This is a genomic window from Alsobacter sp. KACC 23698 (assembly GCF_045348435.1).
Lineage (GTDB): Bacteria > Pseudomonadota > Alphaproteobacteria > Rhizobiales > Beijerinckiaceae > Alsobacter.
Genome location: NZ_CP157484.1, coordinates 1,606,822 through 1,621,815, shown reverse-complemented (window position 1 = coordinate 1,621,815; position 14,994 = coordinate 1,606,822). Strand labels below are relative to the sequence as shown.

Genomic DNA, 14,994 nt, shown 5'->3' with positions numbered 1-14,994 from the left:
CGCGCTACTCCCCCGACGGGCCCCGACGTGACGCAAGCTCCCTCCTCCCACCCCTCCCGGACGCCGCTCCTCGACCAGGTCGACATCCCTGAGGACCTGCGCCGCCTCGACCAGTCCCAGCTCCGCCAGTTGGCGGACGAATTGCGGCTGGAGACCATCGACGCCGTGTCGGTGACGGGCGGCCATCTGGGCGCGGGGCTCGGCGTGGTCGAGCTGACGGTGGCGCTGCACTACGTCTTCGACACGCCGGGCGACCGGATCATCTGGGACGTCGGCCACCAGGCCTATCCGCACAAGATCCTGACCGGACGCCGCGACCGGATCCGCACCCTGCGCCAGGGCGGCGGCCTCTCCGGCTTCACCAAGCGCTCGGAGAGCGAGTACGACCCCTTCGGGGCGGCGCATTCCTCCACCTCGATCTCCGCCGGCCTCGGCATGGCGGTCGCGCGCGACCTCGACGGGCGCAAGAGCAACGTCGTGGCGGTGATCGGCGACGGCGCCATGTCGGCCGGCATGGCCTACGAGGCGATGAACAACGCCGGCGCGATGGACAGCCGGCTCATCGTCATCCTGAACGACAACGACATGTCGATCGCCCCGCCGGTCGGCGCGATGTCGGCCTATCTGTCCCGGCTCCTCTCCGGCCGCACCTATCTGACGTTGCGCGACATCGGCAAGCACGTCACCGGGCGCCTGCCCAAGCGGCTCGACCGCACGATCACCCGTGCGGTGGAGCATGCGCGCGGCTTCCTGACGGGCGGCACGCTGTTCGAGGAGCTCGGCTTCACCTATGTGGGGCCGATCGACGGGCACAATCTGGAGCACCTCCTGCCCGTGCTGCGGAACGTGCGGGACGGGCAGGCCGGCCCCGTGCTGATCCACGTGGTCACCCAGAAGGGCAAGGGCTATCCGCCCGCCGAGGCCTCCGCCGACAAGTATCACGGCGTCAACACCTTCGACGTGGTGACCGGGGCGCAGTCGAAGCCGAAGGCCAATGCGCCGTCCTATACGCGCGTCTTCGCCGACAGCCTGATCAAGGCCGCCCGCGAGGACGACCGCATCATCGCCATCACGGCCGCCATGCCGTCCGGCACGGGCCTTGACCTGTTCGGCAAGGAGTTCCCGAAGCGCACCTTTGACGTGGGCATCGCCGAACAGCACGCCGTCACCTTCGCGGCCGGCCTGGCGACGGAGGGCTACAAGCCGTTCTGCGCCATCTACTCCACCTTCCTGCAGCGCGCCTACGACCAGGTCGTGCATGACGTGGCCTTGCAGAAGCTGCCCGTGCGCTTCGCGCTGGACCGGGCCGGCCTCGTCGGCGCCGACGGGGCGACGCATGCCGGAAGCTTCGACGTCGCCTATCTGGGCTGCCTGCCCGACATGGTGGTGATGGCGGCCGCCGACGAGGTCGAGCTCGTCCACATGGTGGCGACCGCGGTGGCCTATGACGAGGGTCCGATCGCCTTCCGCTACCCGCGCGGCGAAGGCGTGGGGCTGGAGCTGCCGGAGCGCGGCGTTCCGCTGGAGATCGGGCGGGGGCGCATCCTGCGCGAAGGGACGCGCGTCGCCCTGCTGTCGCTGGGCACGCGCCTGGCCGAGTGCCTGAAGGCCGCCGACGACCTCGCTGCGATGGGGCTGTCGACCACCGTCGCCGACGCCCGCTTCGCCAAGCCTCTGGACACGGCCCTGATCGAGCGCCTCGCGCGCGAGCACCAGGTGCTCGTGACCATCGAGGAGGGCTCCGTCGGAGGCTTCGGGTCCTTCGTGCTGCACCACCTCGCCGAGGTCGGCGCGCTCGACAAGGGCCTGCGCGTCCGCTCGATGACGCTGCCCGACGTCTGGCTGGACCACGACAAGCCCGACCGCATGTACGCCCGCGCCGGGCTCGATGCGAAGGGCGTGGTCGCCAAGGTCCTGGAGGCCCTGGGCCGCGACGAGACCTCGGCCGCCGCGAAGGCCGCCAGCCTGATCGCCTGACCTCAGGCGAAGAGGTCGGGCCGGCGCACCTGCAGCGACAGGAGCAGCATCAGCGTCTTCACGTCAGTGACCTCGCCGCGGGCGGCCTGGGCCGCGAGATCCGCCAGCGGGATCTCCAGCACGGTGATGTCCTCGTGCTCCTCGGCGAGCCCGCCGCCGTCCCCCACCCTGTCGCGCTCGCCATAGGGCGCGAGGTAGAAGTCCATCCGCTCGGTGGAGATGCCCGGCATCGTCCAGCCCCTCACGACGTGCTCCAGGGCGGAGAGCCGCAGGCCGCACTCCTCCATCGCCTCGCGACGGGCGCAATCCTCGGGGTCGTCCTCGTCCAGCAGGCCCGCCGGCGCCTCGGTGACGAAGGCTTCGCCTCCGGCGACGAAGGCCGGCGGCCGGAACTGGCGGATCAGGATCGCGGTCTTGCGCAGCGGATCATAGGGCAGCACGCAGACGGCGCGGCCGTGGTCCTCGATCTCGCGGTTCACGACGGCGCCGCTGGGCAGCCGAATCCGGGCGATCACGAAGGTGCTCCAGCCGTCATGGACGATCTTGCGGTCGAGCACGGCGGGGCCGCTCTCCGTCTGATCAGCGCGCATCGGGGGGACCTCCAACCGGTTTCGGGTCGTGACATGCCGACGCCATCGGGCGGATTTGCGGCGGCGGCCGTAAGGTGCTGCACTGCCGTCGAAATGAGGGGGGACGACATGCGATTCAGGCGGCCGATCCAGCTGGCGGCGTTGGGATGGGGCTGTGTGCTGGGAGCGTCGAGCGGGCTCGCGGCCGAGCGCGGCGGGACGCGGCTGTGGAACCTCACGGGCGTGACCCTGTCTGAGGTTCGGCTAGCCCCCGCCGGCACGACCCGCTGGGGGCGCAACCAGTGCGAGAACGACCGCGACGGCACGGTGGACTTCGACGAGCGGCTGCGCATCACCGACGTGGCGCCCGGCGTCTATGACGTGCAGGTCAAGGACGACGCCGGGCGGGTCTGCCTGGCCAAGGGCGTGGCCGTGAAGGCCGGCGAGGTTTTCGCCGTGCACGAGAACGACCTCACCGACTGCAAGCGCTGAACCCGTCCGAAGGCTCGCGGACGGTTATCGGGTTCCAAAGGTCGCGGCGGAGAGCGTGAAGCCAAGTTGACACTTGGTGGGATCGAGGCGCAGCATCGTCGTCGCAGGCGAGCTCAATCGCCGCACGCGCGCAGGCCCTGCCTGCGCCAGGGGAGGACTTGGGGATGTTTTCGAGAAAACGCCAGTTTCTGGCGGCCAGCGCCTTTGCGGTTGCGGCCAGCCTCGCCGCATCAGGGGTCGTTCGGGCCCAGGAAGTGAAGTCCGCCTCCAAGTGGGGCGACATGAACACCGTCAGTCAGGACCTCCTGAACCGCGCCGCGGGCGACGGCAACAACTTCCTGCACACCAACGGAAACTACCAGCAGACCCGGTTCTACCCGAATCGCCAGATCAACGTCGCCAATGTCGGCAAGCTGCGTCCCGCCTGGATCTTCCAGACCGAGGTGAAGGAATCGCTGGAGACCAGCCCGATCGTGGTCAACGGGGTCATGTACGTGACCACGTCGTTCAACCACGCCTACGCGCTGGACGCGCGGACGGGCGAGGAGCTCTGGCACTACAAGCACAAGATGGGGCCGATCACGGTCTATTGCTGCGGCCCGAACAATCGCGGCGTCGCCGTGCATGGCGACATGGTCTACATGGCCACGCTCGACGCCAAGCTGGTCGCGCTCGACGCCAAGACGGGCAAGCCGGTCTGGGAGACCCAGATCGCCGATCCGGAGCTCGGCTACAGCGAGACGATGGCCCCCACCGCCGTCGACGGCAAGATCCTGATCGGCACCAATGGCGGCGAATACGGCATCCGCGGCTTCGTGAAGGCCTATGACGCGAAGACCGGAAAGCTGCTGTGGACCTTCAACACGGTGCCGGAGAACTCCGTCGGCGTCTGGGCCACCAAGGACGCGACCGGCCGCGACATGCACCGCAACATCGAGGCCGAGAAGGCCCAGCTCGCCAAGACCGGCGACCCCTTCAAGACGCTCGGCGGAGGCGTGTGGCAGAACCCGGCCGTGGACCTCGAGACGCGCCGGATCTACTTCGTGGTCGGCAACCCCTCGCCCGACCTCGACGGCTCGCTGCGCCCCGGCGACAACCTCTACACGGACTCGCTGGTCTCGGTGAACCTGGATACGGGGCAGTATGTCTGCCACCTCCAATACATCGCGCACGACGTCTGGGACCTCGACGCGGTCAGCCCGCCGGTGATCACCACCGTGGCCGACAAGGACGGCAAGCCGATCAAGGGCGTGCTGCACGCCGGCAAGACCGGCCATGTCTATGTCCACGACGCCAAGGACTGCAGCCTCATCCGCTTCTCCGAGGCCATGGTGCCGCAGGAGAACATGTGGGTGCTGCCGACCAAGGACGGCGCGCGCATGCTTCCCGGCGCCAATGGCGGCGTCGAGTGGTCGCCCATCGCCATCAACCCGAACCTGAACCTCAGCTACGCCATCAACCTGCACCAGCCGATGACGTATCACGTGGAGAGCTCCAACTACCCGGCCGGCAAGCTGTGGCTGGGCGGCGCCTTCAAGGTGATCCCGACCGAGGAGCAGTGGGGCAACGTCACGGCGGTGGACTACAACACCGGCAAGATCCGTTGGCAGGTGAAGACCGCGCAGCCCATGATCGGCGGCATCTTGGCGACGGCCGGCGGGCTCGTGTTCACCGGCGAGGCGAACGGCCTGTTCAAGGCCTATGACGCGGAGACCGGCTCGACGCTCTGGAAGTTTCAGGCCGGCGCCGGCGTGAACGCGCCGCCGTCCTCCTACACGGTCGACGGCAAGCAGTATGTGGTGGTCGGAGCGGGCGGCAACACCCAGATCGACTACAAGCGCGGCAACAGCATCATCGCCTTCACGACGGCGGACTGAACGGGCGCGCCCGACACGCTCAATCAGGACGGGGCCGCCGCTCGCGGCCCCGTTCCGTTAGGGAGCCTCCGCCGGGCGTCCCTTCTCCCATCCCGCTTCCCCCGAGATCCAGCATGAGCCACCTTCCGCTTCGCGCCGCGGCCCTGCCCCTTCTGGCGCTGCTCGCCCAATCCACTCCTTCGCCCGCGTCCGCGGGCGCCGAAGACATCGAGGAGAAGGCCCAGGTCTGCGCCTCCTGCCATGGCGAGGCCGGTACGCCGGTCGACAAGTCCTACCCGCTGATCTGGGGCCAGCATCAGGGGTACCTCTATCTCCAGTTGCGCGACTTCAAGCTCGGCCAGCGCAAAAACGAGATCATGAACGGCATCGCCCAGGACATGTCGCGCGAGGACATGATGGGGCTGGCCGAGTATTTCTCGAAGAAGACCTGGGTGAACCTCAACCAGCCCCGGGCGTCGCCGGAGGAGGCCAAGCGGGCCGAGACCGCCATCACGGCCGGCCAGTGCAGCTCCTGCCACGGCGCGGAGGGGCTGGGCGACAGCACCAATCCGCGCATCGCCGGGCAGCGGCGCGAATACATCCTCAAGACCCTCCAGGATTTCCGCGCCCGGACGCGCACCAACAATCCGTGGATGAGCGACATCACCAACACGCTGGCGCCGGAGGACCTGGAAGCCCTGGCGTCCTACATGGCGGGCCGCTGAGAGCGGCCCGCGCCGGTCCGGAACGCCCTATTTGATGACCGCGCAGGCCAGCCTCGCCCCGGCGTTGCCGATGGGCTGGGCCGTGTGGTCGTCCTCCGCCGCATGGATCACGAAAGCCGAGCCGTCGGCGTCCTTGAGGCCGTTGGCGCCGGTGAGCTTGGCGAAGGGCGTGAACAGCTCGGCGTTCACCGACCCGTCGGCGGCGGCGTAGAGGTTCGGCAGGTCGCCATTGTCGGGCCCCTCCGCGTTGAGCAGGCCGTGCTTCCTGGCGTCGTGGTTCACATGCGCCTTGGAGTTCATGAACTTGTCGGTGTCGCTGCAATCGCCCACGGCGTGCATGTGCGCCCCGTGCCAGCCAGGCGGCAGCGCCCCGGCCTTCAAGGACACCCGGACGACGACGCCCGCGCCCGAGCCGCGCAGCCGGATGGAGCCGATGGCCGCGCCCTTGTTGTCGATCACCGGAGCCTCGGCGACCTCCTGGGCTGCGGCGCTCGAAGAGGCCGCCGCAAGCGCGACGGCGATCATGGGAAGGACGAAACGGAGCATCGGGAACCTCGCAGGTCAGGGGGTGCGGGAGAGGAGCGCCGGTCAGGGTCGCGCAGGGGGCCTTCGCGACGCGCCCCGGCATGCTATACGAGCGGCCGCCGCGGCGCCCAGCGCCTGCGCACCCCCAGCCGCATGTGACGCACGAATGTCCGACGCCCGCTCCCTTCCGACTGAGCCGCCAGCCGCCCCGCGGCGGGCCGACCTGGCGTTGGTCGAGCGCGGCTTCTTCGAGAGCCGAGCCAAGGCGCAGGAGGCGATCGCGGCGGGCCTCGTCGCCGTCGACGGCAGGCCGGTCCGCAAGCCGTCGGAGACGATCCCGCCCGGCGCCGCCGTGACGGCCGAGCCGCCCTATCCGTGGGTGTCGCGCGGCGGGCTGAAGCTCGCCGCCGCCCTGGAGCGGTTCGGCTACGACCCCACGGGGCGCGCCTGCCTGGATGTCGGCGCCTCCACGGGCGGCTTCTCGCATGTGCTGCTGTCGGCCGGCGCCCGCCGCGTCTGCGCCGTCGATGTCGGCCACGGCCAATTGCACCGCACGGTGCGGGACGACCCCAGGGTGGCGTCCCTGGAGGGCCGCGACGCCCGGACGCTCGCGCCCGAAGACCTGGGCGAGGCGCCGACGCTTCTCACCTTCGACGTGAGCTTCATTTCGCTGAGGCTTGTCATGCCTCACGTTCTTGCGCTGGCGGCGTCCGACGCCGCCATGGTGGCGCTGGTCAAGCCGCAATTCGAGGCCGGCCGCGCCCATGTGCGCAAGGGCCTCGTGAAGGATCCCGCCATCCACCGCACCGTGTGCGACGGCGCCCGGGATCTCGTCGCGTCGCTCGGCTGGCGCTGCGACGGCGTCATCCCCTCGCCGGTCGCCGGGGGCGACGGCAACCTCGAATTCCTGATCGGGGCCCGGCGCGGCGCCTTTCCGGCGGAGCCCCATCATGCTTGAGCGCCTCACCATCGACCGGCTGGGCCAGCGGGGCGACGGGGTCGCCGTGACCCCGAACGGCGTCGTCTTCGTCCCCTACGCGCTGAGCGGCGAGACCGTGACGGCCGAGGTCGAGGATGGCCGCGGGCGGCTCGTCTCCATCGAGGCGGCCTCGCCCGAGCGCGTTCCGGCGCCCTGCCCTCTTTTCGGCGTGTGCGGCGGCTGCGCCGTCCAGCATCTGGCGCCGGCCGCCTATGCGGTCTGGAAGACCGAGCAGGCCGCGGCCCCGCTGCGGCAGGCCGGGCTCGACGTCGCCCTCTCCCCGCTCGTCGAGGCGCATGGCGAGGGCCGCCGCCGGGCGACGTTCCACGCCCGGCGCATCGCCGACGCCGACGGCCGCACGCGCACCGCCGTGGGCTTCATGGCCGCCCGCACGCATGACCTCGTTCCGATCCCCGCCTGCCCGCTTCTCGTCCCGGCCCTCGACAGGGCGCCCGAGGTCGCGCTCGCGTTGGCCGAGCCCTGCGCCAAGAGCGCCAAGCCGCTCGACATCCAGGTCACGGCCACGCAGGGCGGCCTCGACGTCGACCTGCGCGGGCATGGTCCGGCTTCGCCGCGGCTCAAGACCGATCTCGTGGCGCTGGCGGAACGCCTCGGGCTGGCCCGGCTGTCGATCCATGGCGACGTCATCTCGGCGCGGACCCCCGCTTTGGTGGCGATCGGCCCGACCCTGGTCGAGCCGCCCGCAGGCGGGTTCCTGCAGGCCACCCAGGCCGGCGAAGACGCCCTCTCGCGCCTCGTGCTGGAGGCGCTCGGCAAGCCCAAGCGCGTCCTGGATCTCTTCGCCGGCGTCGGGCCCTTCGCGCTGCGCATCGCCGGGCGCGCCGCCGTGCACGCCGTCGAGGCCGACGCCGCGGCGCTGGAGGCCCTCTCGGCAGCCGCGCGGCGCACCCAGGGGCTCCGCCCCGTGACGGTGGAGGCTCGCGACCTCTTCCGTCGGCCGCTGCTGGGGCCCGAGCTGGCGAGCTATGACGCGGTGGTCTTCGATCCGCCCCGCGCCGGGGCGGAGGCGCAGGCGCGCCAGCTCGCCGCCTCGCAGGTCCCCACCGTCGTGGGCGTCTCGTGCAGCCCGGCCACTTTCGCGCGCGACGCCGCCATCCTGGTCGGAGGCGGCTATGCGCTGGAGGCCGTGACGCCAGTCGACCAGTTCCTCTTCTCGGCCCATGTCGAGCTCGTGGGCGTGTTCCGCCGCCCCCGCGCCAGCCGGGCCCGTCGCACCTTGGGATAACGCCGATGCAGCAGGACCCCGCCGTCACCCAGCTCGCCGCGATCGTGGGCGACAAATACGCCATCGCGGACCCCGCCGAGATGGCGCCCTATCTGGTGGAATGGCGCGGCCTCTACCGCGGCAAGGCGCGCTGCGTGGTGCGGCCGGGCTCCACCGCGGAGGTCTCCGCCGTGCTGGCGCTAGCCAACGCCCAGGGGTGGCCCATCGTGCCGCAGGGCGGCAACACCGGCCTCGTGGGCGCGCAGGTTCCGCACGAGACCGGCGACGAGATCGTGCTGTCGCTGAACCGCATGGACCGGGTGCGCGAGGTCGACCCGCAGTCCGACACGCTGGTGGCGGAGGCCGGCGTCACGCTGCTGCGCGCCCAGCAGGCCGCCGAGGCGGCGGACCGCCTGTTCCCGCTCTCGCTGGCGTCGGAGGGCACCTGCACGATCGGCGGCAATCTCGGCTCCAACGCCGGCGGCACGGCCGTGCTGGCCTATGGCAACGCCCGCGACCTCGTGCTGGGGCTGGAGGTGGTGCTGGCCGACGGCCGGATCTGGAACGGCCTCGGCAAGCTGCGCAAGGACAACACCGGCTACGACCTGAAGAACCTGTTCGTCGGCTCGGAGGGCACGCTGGGCGTCATCACGGCCGCGGTGCTGAAGCTGTTCCCCCGCCCGCGCCAGATGGTGACGGCGCTGTGCGGCCTCACCGATCCCGCCGCCGCGCTCGACCTGCTCGGCCGCGCCAAGGCGATGGCGGGCAACGCCGTGACCACCTTCGAGCTGATCCCGCGCCTCGGGATCGAGATGTCGGTGAACCACATGGGATGCCGCGACCCGCTGCAGGGCGCGCATCCCTGGTACGTGCTGGTGGAGCTCTCCTCGCCGCGCGACGAGGGGCTCGAGGAGGCCATGGAGGCGCTGCTGGGCGCAGCGATGGAGGCCGGCGGCGTCGAGGACGCCGTGATCGCGACCTCGCTCGACCAGCGCAACGCGCTGTGGAAGCTGCGCGAGACCCTGTCGGAGGCCCAGGGCTTCGAGGGCGGCTCGATCAAGCACGACATCGCCCTGCCGATCGCCCGGATCCCGCGCTTCATCGAGGAGACCAACGCGGCCCTGGAGCAGGCGATGCCGGGATGCCGACCCCTCCCCTTCGGCCATCTCGGCGACGGCAACCTGCATTACAACGTCACCCAGCCGGTCGGCATGGACAAGGCCGCCTATCTGGGGCGTTGGGACGAGATCAACCGCGTCGTGCATGGGCTGACGGCGCGCTATGGCGGATCGATCTCGGCCGAGCACGGCATCGGCCGGCTCAAGCGCAAGCTGCTGGCCGAGGTGAAGGATCCGGTCGCGCTGGAGATGATGCGGGCCATCAAGGCGACGCTCGACCCCAAGGGCGTGCTCAATCCCGGCAAGGTGCTCTGACGGTTTCCAGGGCGGCCTTAACCGGCTGGGAACCCGGACATGGCTTGATCGGACGACCGCGCGCGCCTTGCGTGCGCGCCGGAGCCGCGCCGTGACCGTCGCCAGCCTCGCCCAGCAAAGCGTTCCGTCCGCAGCCGCCGCCGAGCCGGCGCTCGCGGCGCTGCAGGCTGGCGACGAGATCGCCGCGCGCGTCGCCGCCATCACGGAGGCCGGCCTCGCCCGCCTCCTCACCGCATTCGGCGCGCTGGAGATCCCCGCCTGGGACGGGCTGGCCGCAGGCGCGTCCGTGAGGCTCGTCGTCGAGACGGCGGGGCCGCAGCCGACGCTGCGGCCGATGGCTGACCCTGCTGGCGCTCCGTCCGGCGCGGCCCGGGCCAGCCTGCCTCTTCCCGTCGCCGTGACGCTGGCGGTCCGCGAGGAAGCTGGACAGCCGGGCCGCATCGAGGCGGGCGTAGAATGTTCCGCTGATCCGGCCGTCGCCTTGGCGGGCGCCGTGGCGCGGGCCGCCGGCCGGCAGCAGGCGCCGCCCGAGTTGCTGTCCACCCTCCGCGCGCTCCTCGCGAACCCGCAGGCCGCGGCCGCCTCGCTGCCCGCCGCCGCCCAGCCGCTGCTGCGGGCGCTGCTGTCCTCGGGGCTCGACGCAGCCGCCCCGATCGACGCGCCGACCGTGCAGGCGCTGGTGCGCCAGTCCGGCGTGTTCCTGGATTCGCGTCTCGCCGCCGGCGACGGCGCGCCCCCGCGCGACGCCAAGGCGCTCCTGCTCGCGCTCGGCGCCATCCTGGCGAAGGTCGCTTCGCCGCCGCAGGCTGCGGCGACGCCGCCCCCAGAGCCGGCGGCCGTTGGTCCCCAAGCCGCGCCGCCCTTGGCCCTTCCCGCCGCGCCGGCAGCCGCCGCGAGCGACGTCCGCCCGGTCCCAGGCGCGCCGGAACCCGCGAGAGACCCGGCCGGGCCGGCCCTGCGCGACCCTGCCGGCGAGAACCAGCCGTCCGATCCGCGCGGCATCCCGCGCTCCCCGGTCGGCGACGCGCGCCTGCTCGTCACCGCCCTGAAGGCGGCGCTCGGCCAGGGTCTCGGCCCGGCCCGCGAGACGGCGTCCGGACCGTCGGACCCGCCGGATCCCGCTTCGCCCTCCCGCCAGCAGGGCGCGTCGGAGCCCAGGGCCGGACAGGCGGGCGGCCGCGCCAGCCTGCCCCGGACCGACGCCGCGCCCCGATCCGAGCCGGCGGTCCCTCTCGCCGACCTGGGGGACCGGTCCCCCGACGAGGTCGCCCGGACCTTGCACGGGCAGGTGGAGGCCGCGCTCGACCGCATCCGCCTGTCGCAGGCGGCCGCCCTGCCGCGCGACAACGCCCGCCCGACGGACGGCGCGCCGGGCCGGCCGGCGCCGAATCCCGCCTGGGTGATGGACGTCCCCGTCCTGCTGCCGCGCGAGACGGCCAACGCCCAGTTGCGCATCGCGCGCGAGGGCGGCGGATCCGGCCAGGCCGGCGCCTCCGACGGACGTTGGAGCATCGAATTCGCGATCGAGACCAGCGAGGCCGGACCCGTCCACGCGCGCCTGACGCTGGGCGGGACGCGGCTCGGCGTCACCCTGTGGGCCGAGCGCAGCCAGACGCTCGCGTCGCTTCGGGTCGGGGCGGACGCGCTGAAGCGGGCGCTCGACGAGGCGGCCTTCGACACCTCGGAGATCGCCGTGGTGGCGGGCGCGCCGCGTCGGCCGGCTCCGACGGCGGGCGTCCTGCTGGATCAGCGCTCATGACCTCCGTGTCGCCCCGGAAGCTCGCCGTCGCGCTCGAGTACCGCAAGGGCGAGCAGCGGGCGCCGCGCGTCACCGCCACGGGCCGGGGCGCGGTGGCGGAGCGCATCGTGGCGGCCGCCGAGGAACACGGCGTCGCCATCGAGGAGAACCCGGCGCTGGCCGAGGCGCTGTCCAAGGTGCCGCTCGACGACGAGATCCCCGAGGCCCTCTACCGGGCGGTGGCCGAGGTGCTCACCTTCGTGCTGCGGGCGACGCTCAGCGGCCGTCGGGGATGACCAGAGCGCCGGGCGAGGCCACGTAGGACCATGGCCCGACCTCGTCGGACCCGCCCGGGGTGACGCTCCATCCCTGGCTCCGGTAGAAGGCCAGCGCGTTCAGGTTGCCCTGCTGGCACTTCAGCCAGACGCGCGGGCCGAGGATATCGAGCGCATGCGACAGCAGCGCACGGCCGACCCCGCGCCGATGCAGGCGCGTGTCGACGAAAAGCAGGTGGATGAAGCGCTCCGGCAGCCACAGCGACAGAAACCCGGCGACCCGCCCGTCCAGCTCGGCCACGTAGATGGCCTCTCCCAGCGAGTCCCGCTCGAAGTCGTCCGACCGGAAGATCGACGGCGGACACCAGGTGAAGGCGAAGCGGCGGGCCTCGACATAGATCTCGGCGCAGGCCTGCAGGTCCGCGCGGACATAGGGGCGGATCGCCAGCCCGGCGGGCGCGGCGGCCGGGTGCTGGACGGCGGCGCTCAGAACAGGCTCCCCTGGGCGGGCGGCTCCGGCTCGCGGCGCGGAGGGGACGGGCGGGCGGCTTTGGTCCCGCCCACCGTCAGCCTCGCCCGCTCGGCGGCCGGCAGGCTGGGGTCGCAGGGCTCCACGGCCAGGAGATCGTCCGCGCAGGGCCGGACGAGGGTCAGCGCCGCGCGGGGATCCTCGCCGACGCAGTCGAGCCAGGTCCTTGCGTCGCCGGGCTCGATCACGACCGGCATGCGCTCCTGCAAGGCGCAGACCGCGCCATTGGCGTGCGTGGTGACGATCAGGGCCGTGTCGATCTCGCCGCCGTCGGGCGACACATAGGTCTCCCACAGCGCGGCGAGCGCCATGGTCGCGCCGTCGCGCCGGCTGATCCGGTGCGGACGCCGGGCGGCGCCGGGGCCCCGGCTCCACTCGTAATAGGCGTCCGCCGGCACGAGGCAGCGGCGCCGGCGGATGGCGTTGCGGAAGGCCGGCTTCTCCGCCAGCGTCTCGCCGCGCGCGTTGATCAGCAGCGGGAACGCGCCCGGGTCTTTCGCCCAGGCCGGAATGAAGCCCCAGCGCACCAGCCGGAACGCCGGACGCCCCCGCTCCTGCGTCACGATCGCGATCGGCTCGGTCGGGGCGACATTGGCCCGCGGCGGGAAGTTCGGCTGCTCCTCATAGCGGAACAGCGCGCGAACCTGCTCGGGCGAGGCGGTCAGGGCGAAGCGGCCACACATGCGCGAAGTCTGGGCTCTGGAGGCGGATTTCGCAACCGCGCGAGTCGCCTAGAGCCATCTCTTCCAGCGGAAGAAGACGTAGGGCAGCACGCCGGCCATCACCATCATGGCGAGCGCCATCGGGTAGCCCAGATGCCAGTCGAGCTCGGGAATGACCTTGAAGTTCATGCCGTAGATCGAGGCGATCAGCGTCGGCGGCATGAAGATGACCGCCATCACCGAGAACAGCTTGATGATGTTGTTCTGCTCGAGATTGACGAGCCCCAGCGTGGCGTCGAGCAGGAACTGGATCTTCTGCGACTGGAAGGTGGCGTGCTCCTCCAGCGACTGCAGGTCGCGCAGCGTGGTGCGGACCTCCTCGCGCAGCTCCATGGGCACCCGCGCCGTGCGGTAGCTCACCGAGAGGAACAGCAGCAGCCGCTCGATGGAGACGAGGCTTTCGCGGATCTTGGAGATCAGGTCGCCGTGGCGTCCGAGGCTGCGCAGCGTGTCCTGGTGCTCGGACTGCCGGGCCCCGGGGTCCGGGCGCGCCTCGAAGACAGAGCGCGACAGGGCGTCCAGCCGCGCCCCGGTCTCCTGGAGCACGTCGGCGGCGCGGTCGATGATGGTCTCCACCAGCCCGGCCATCACCGCCTCGGCGTTGGCGGCGCAGCCCTCCGGCCGCGCGATGCGGTTGGTGAACATCTGGAAGGCCTTCGGCTCGGCGTAGCGCACCGAGACCATCGTGCGGTCCTTCAGGATGAAGGTGAGGCCGGTGATCTCCGGCACGGTCTCGACATTGTAGACGACCCGGGCGGTCATGTAGCGCGCGCCATGCTCGGCGTAGAGCAGCTCGGACGGCTCGATGTCGCTCATCTCCTCGCGCGTCGGGATGCTGACGCCGAGGAATTCCTCCACCTGCCTGTCCTCCTCGCGGGTGGGCTCGACCAGGTCGATCCACAAGGCGTCGGACGGGATGGCCTCGCCGTCCTGCAGCAGCCGCTTCTCGAAGCGGCAGCCGGGGCCCGCGTCGGAGGCGCGATAGACGATGATCATGGCGCCGCCTCCCCTACGCGCGGCCCCTTGCGGGGCGACTGGCCAAGACCACGCCCATGCGCGCCGGTCAAGCCTCGACCGGATCCAGGCTCGCCGGGCCCACGCTGTCGGCCGGGACGAAGAAGTCGACGAAGAGGCGCTGCGTGGGGTCGACGCGGTAGTGGTCGAACTCGGTCACGCCCTCGGAGGCCAGGAAGCTGTCGTCGATGAGGAAGCGGCCCGTGAACTCCCGCGACGGCTTCTGGAAGACCAGATGCGCGGCGTCCGCGACGATCTCGGGCGTGCGGCTGGCGCGCACCAGCGAATCGCCGCCCAGCAGGTTCTTCACCGCCGCGGTCGCGATGGTGGTGCGCGGCCAGAGCGCGTTCACGGCGATCCCCTGCTGGCGCAGTTCGCCAGAGAGGCCCAGCACGCACAGGCTCATGCCGAACTTCGCCATGGTGTAGGCGAGATGCGGGGCGAACCACTTCTCCTGCATGTCCAGCGGCGGCGAGAGCATGAGGATGTGCGGGTTGGCCGCCTTGGCGAGGTACGGGATAGCGTGTTTGGACACCATGAACGTGCCGCGCGCATTGATCTGGTGCATCAGGTCGAAGCGCTTCATGTCGGTCTGGGTGGTCGGCGTGAGCTGGATCGCCGAGGCGTTGTTGACCACGATGTCGAGCCCGCCGAACTCCTCCACGGTGCGGCCGATCGCGGTCTGCACGGAGGCTTCGTCGCGCACGTCGACGACCAGCGGCAGCGCCTTGCCGCCCGCCTTCTCGATCGCGTCCGCCGCGGTGTAGATCGTGCCCTCCAGCTTGGGGTGAGGCTCGGTCGTCTTGGCCGCGATGGCGATGTTGGCGCCGTCGCGGGCGGCCTTCAGGGCGATGGCGAGGCCGATCCCTCGCGACGCTCCGGTGATGAACAGCGTCTTGCCTCCCAGGGGGCCTGCGGCGGTGTCGGACATGGCG

Annotated in this window: 15 protein-coding genes; 9 read left to right on the top strand and 6 right to left on the bottom strand. The window is 71.5% G+C overall.

What is annotated here, in order from left to right:
* Nucleotides 1–27: 27 nt before the first annotated feature.
* Nucleotides 28–1,977, top strand: coding sequence for a 1-deoxy-D-xylulose-5-phosphate synthase (gene dxs, locus ABEG18_RS07495; RefSeq protein WP_406857453.1), 1,950 nt, complete (start codon nucleotides 28–30; stop codon nucleotides 1,975–1,977).
* A gap of 2 nt (nucleotides 1,978–1,979) precedes the next feature.
* On the opposite strand, the gene ABEG18_RS07490 is transcribed toward dxs, so the two are convergent.
* A complete protein-coding gene (locus ABEG18_RS07490; protein WP_406857452.1) occupies nucleotides 1,980–2,567 on the bottom strand; it encodes an NUDIX domain-containing protein in 588 nt (195 codons plus the stop codon).
* Nucleotides 2,568–2,675: 108 nt separating this feature from the next.
* Between ABEG18_RS07490 and ABEG18_RS07485 the strand changes: the two genes are divergently transcribed.
* From ABEG18_RS07485 to ABEG18_RS07475, 3 genes are all read left to right on the top strand, one after another.
* Complete coding sequence (locus ABEG18_RS07485; RefSeq protein WP_406857451.1) at nucleotides 2,676–3,038, top strand: hypothetical protein; 363 nt, start codon at nucleotides 2,676–2,678, stop codon at nucleotides 3,036–3,038.
* 164 nt (nucleotides 3,039–3,202) lie between these two features.
* Nucleotides 3,203–4,915 (top strand): pyrroloquinoline quinone-dependent dehydrogenase, encoded by a 1,713-nt coding sequence (locus tag ABEG18_RS07480; protein WP_406857450.1) that lies wholly within the window; start codon nucleotides 3,203–3,205, stop codon nucleotides 4,913–4,915.
* Nucleotides 4,916–5,028: 113 nt separating this feature from the next.
* A complete protein-coding gene (locus ABEG18_RS07475) occupies nucleotides 5,029–5,619 on the top strand; it encodes a c-type cytochrome (RefSeq protein ID WP_406857449.1) in 591 nt (196 codons plus the stop codon).
* Nucleotides 5,620–5,646: 27 nt separating this feature from the next.
* On the opposite strand, the gene ABEG18_RS07470 is transcribed toward ABEG18_RS07475, so the two are convergent.
* A complete protein-coding gene (locus ABEG18_RS07470) occupies nucleotides 5,647–6,165 on the bottom strand; it encodes a superoxide dismutase family protein (protein WP_406857448.1) in 519 nt (172 codons plus the stop codon).
* Between the two features lie 145 nt (nucleotides 6,166–6,310).
* On the opposite strand from ABEG18_RS07470, the gene ABEG18_RS07465 reads away from it, so the two are divergent.
* From ABEG18_RS07465 to ABEG18_RS07445, 5 genes are all read left to right on the top strand, one after another.
* A complete protein-coding gene (locus tag ABEG18_RS07465; protein WP_406857447.1) occupies nucleotides 6,311–7,102 on the top strand; it encodes a TlyA family RNA methyltransferase in 792 nt (263 codons plus the stop codon).
* A complete protein-coding gene (locus ABEG18_RS07460) occupies nucleotides 7,095–8,369 on the top strand; it encodes a class I SAM-dependent RNA methyltransferase (protein ID WP_406857446.1) in 1,275 nt (424 codons plus the stop codon). The genes ABEG18_RS07465 and ABEG18_RS07460 overlap by 8 nt, the downstream gene beginning before the upstream one ends.
* A 5-nt stretch (nucleotides 8,370–8,374) precedes the next feature.
* Nucleotides 8,375–9,781 carry an FAD-binding oxidoreductase gene (locus ABEG18_RS07455; protein ID WP_406857445.1) on the top strand — a complete coding sequence of 469 codons (1,407 nt, stop codon included), beginning with the start codon at nucleotides 8,375–8,377 and terminating at the stop codon, nucleotides 9,779–9,781.
* 91 nt (nucleotides 9,782–9,872) lie between these two features.
* Nucleotides 9,873–11,540, top strand: coding sequence for a flagellar hook-length control protein FliK (locus ABEG18_RS07450; RefSeq protein ID WP_406857444.1), 1,668 nt, complete (start codon nucleotides 9,873–9,875; stop codon nucleotides 11,538–11,540).
* The gene (locus tag ABEG18_RS07445) at nucleotides 11,537–11,815 is read left to right on the top strand and encodes an EscU/YscU/HrcU family type III secretion system export apparatus switch protein (RefSeq protein ID WP_406857443.1); all 279 of its coding nucleotides are present in this window, start codon (nucleotides 11,537–11,539) and stop codon (nucleotides 11,813–11,815) included. Before ABEG18_RS07450 ends, ABEG18_RS07445 begins: the two co-directional genes overlap by 4 nt.
* Here the strand turns inward: ABEG18_RS07445 and ABEG18_RS07440 are convergent.
* The 4 genes from ABEG18_RS07440 to ABEG18_RS07425 form a co-directional block, all read right to left on the bottom strand.
* Nucleotides 11,796–12,146 (bottom strand): GNAT family N-acetyltransferase, encoded by a 351-nt coding sequence (locus ABEG18_RS07440; RefSeq protein ID WP_406858556.1) that lies wholly within the window; start codon nucleotides 12,144–12,146, stop codon nucleotides 11,796–11,798. The genes ABEG18_RS07445 and ABEG18_RS07440 overlap by 20 nt on opposite strands.
* 134 nt (nucleotides 12,147–12,280) lie before the next feature.
* Nucleotides 12,281–13,006, bottom strand: a complete 726-nt coding sequence (locus tag ABEG18_RS07435) for an SOS response-associated peptidase (protein ID WP_406857442.1) — start codon at nucleotides 13,004–13,006, stop codon at nucleotides 12,281–12,283.
* A gap of 48 nt (nucleotides 13,007–13,054) precedes the next feature.
* The gene (locus ABEG18_RS07430; RefSeq protein WP_406857441.1) at nucleotides 13,055–14,041 is read right to left on the bottom strand and encodes a magnesium transporter CorA family protein; all 987 of its coding nucleotides are present in this window, start codon (nucleotides 14,039–14,041) and stop codon (nucleotides 13,055–13,057) included.
* Nucleotides 14,042–14,108: 67 nt separating this feature from the next.
* Entirely contained in the window at nucleotides 14,109–14,990 is an 882-nt protein-coding gene (locus ABEG18_RS07425) for an SDR family oxidoreductase (RefSeq protein ID WP_406857440.1), read from the bottom strand.
* Nucleotides 14,991–14,994 lie beyond the last annotated feature (4 nt).

What these genes read in the sequence shown, in the direction of transcription:
- ABEG18_RS07480 (WP_406857450.1), top strand. Translation starts at nt 3,203, where the DNA reads ATGTTTTCGAGAAAACGCCAGTTTCTGGCGGCCAGCGCCTTTGCGGTT.
- ABEG18_RS07460 (WP_406857446.1), top strand. Translation starts at nt 7,095, where the DNA reads ATGCTTGAGCGCCTCACCATCGACCGGCTGGGCCAGCGGGGCGACGGG.
- ABEG18_RS07425 (WP_406857440.1), bottom strand. Translation starts at nt 14,990, where the DNA reads ATGTCCGACACCGCCGCAGGCCCCCTGGGAGGCAAGACGCTGTTCATC.
- ABEG18_RS07490 (WP_406857452.1), bottom strand. Translation starts at nt 2,567, where the DNA reads ATGCGCGCTGATCAGACGGAGAGCGGCCCCGCCGTGCTCGACCGCAAG.
- ABEG18_RS07455 (WP_406857445.1), top strand. Translation starts at nt 8,375, where the DNA reads ATGCAGCAGGACCCCGCCGTCACCCAGCTCGCCGCGATCGTGGGCGAC.
- ABEG18_RS07435 (WP_406857442.1), bottom strand. Translation starts at nt 13,006, where the DNA reads ATGTGTGGCCGCTTCGCCCTGACCGCCTCGCCCGAGCAGGTTCGCGCG.
- ABEG18_RS07430 (WP_406857441.1), bottom strand. Translation starts at nt 14,041, where the DNA reads ATGATCATCGTCTATCGCGCCTCCGACGCGGGCCCCGGCTGCCGCTTC.
- ABEG18_RS07485 (WP_406857451.1), top strand. Translation starts at nt 2,676, where the DNA reads ATGCGATTCAGGCGGCCGATCCAGCTGGCGGCGTTGGGATGGGGCTGT.
- ABEG18_RS07445 (WP_406857443.1), top strand. Translation starts at nt 11,537, where the DNA reads ATGACCTCCGTGTCGCCCCGGAAGCTCGCCGTCGCGCTCGAGTACCGC.
- ABEG18_RS07475 (WP_406857449.1), top strand. Translation starts at nt 5,029, where the DNA reads ATGAGCCACCTTCCGCTTCGCGCCGCGGCCCTGCCCCTTCTGGCGCTG.
- ABEG18_RS07470 (WP_406857448.1), bottom strand. Translation starts at nt 6,165, where the DNA reads ATGCTCCGTTTCGTCCTTCCCATGATCGCCGTCGCGCTTGCGGCGGCC.
- ABEG18_RS07465 (WP_406857447.1), top strand. Translation starts at nt 6,311, where the DNA reads ATGTCCGACGCCCGCTCCCTTCCGACTGAGCCGCCAGCCGCCCCGCGG.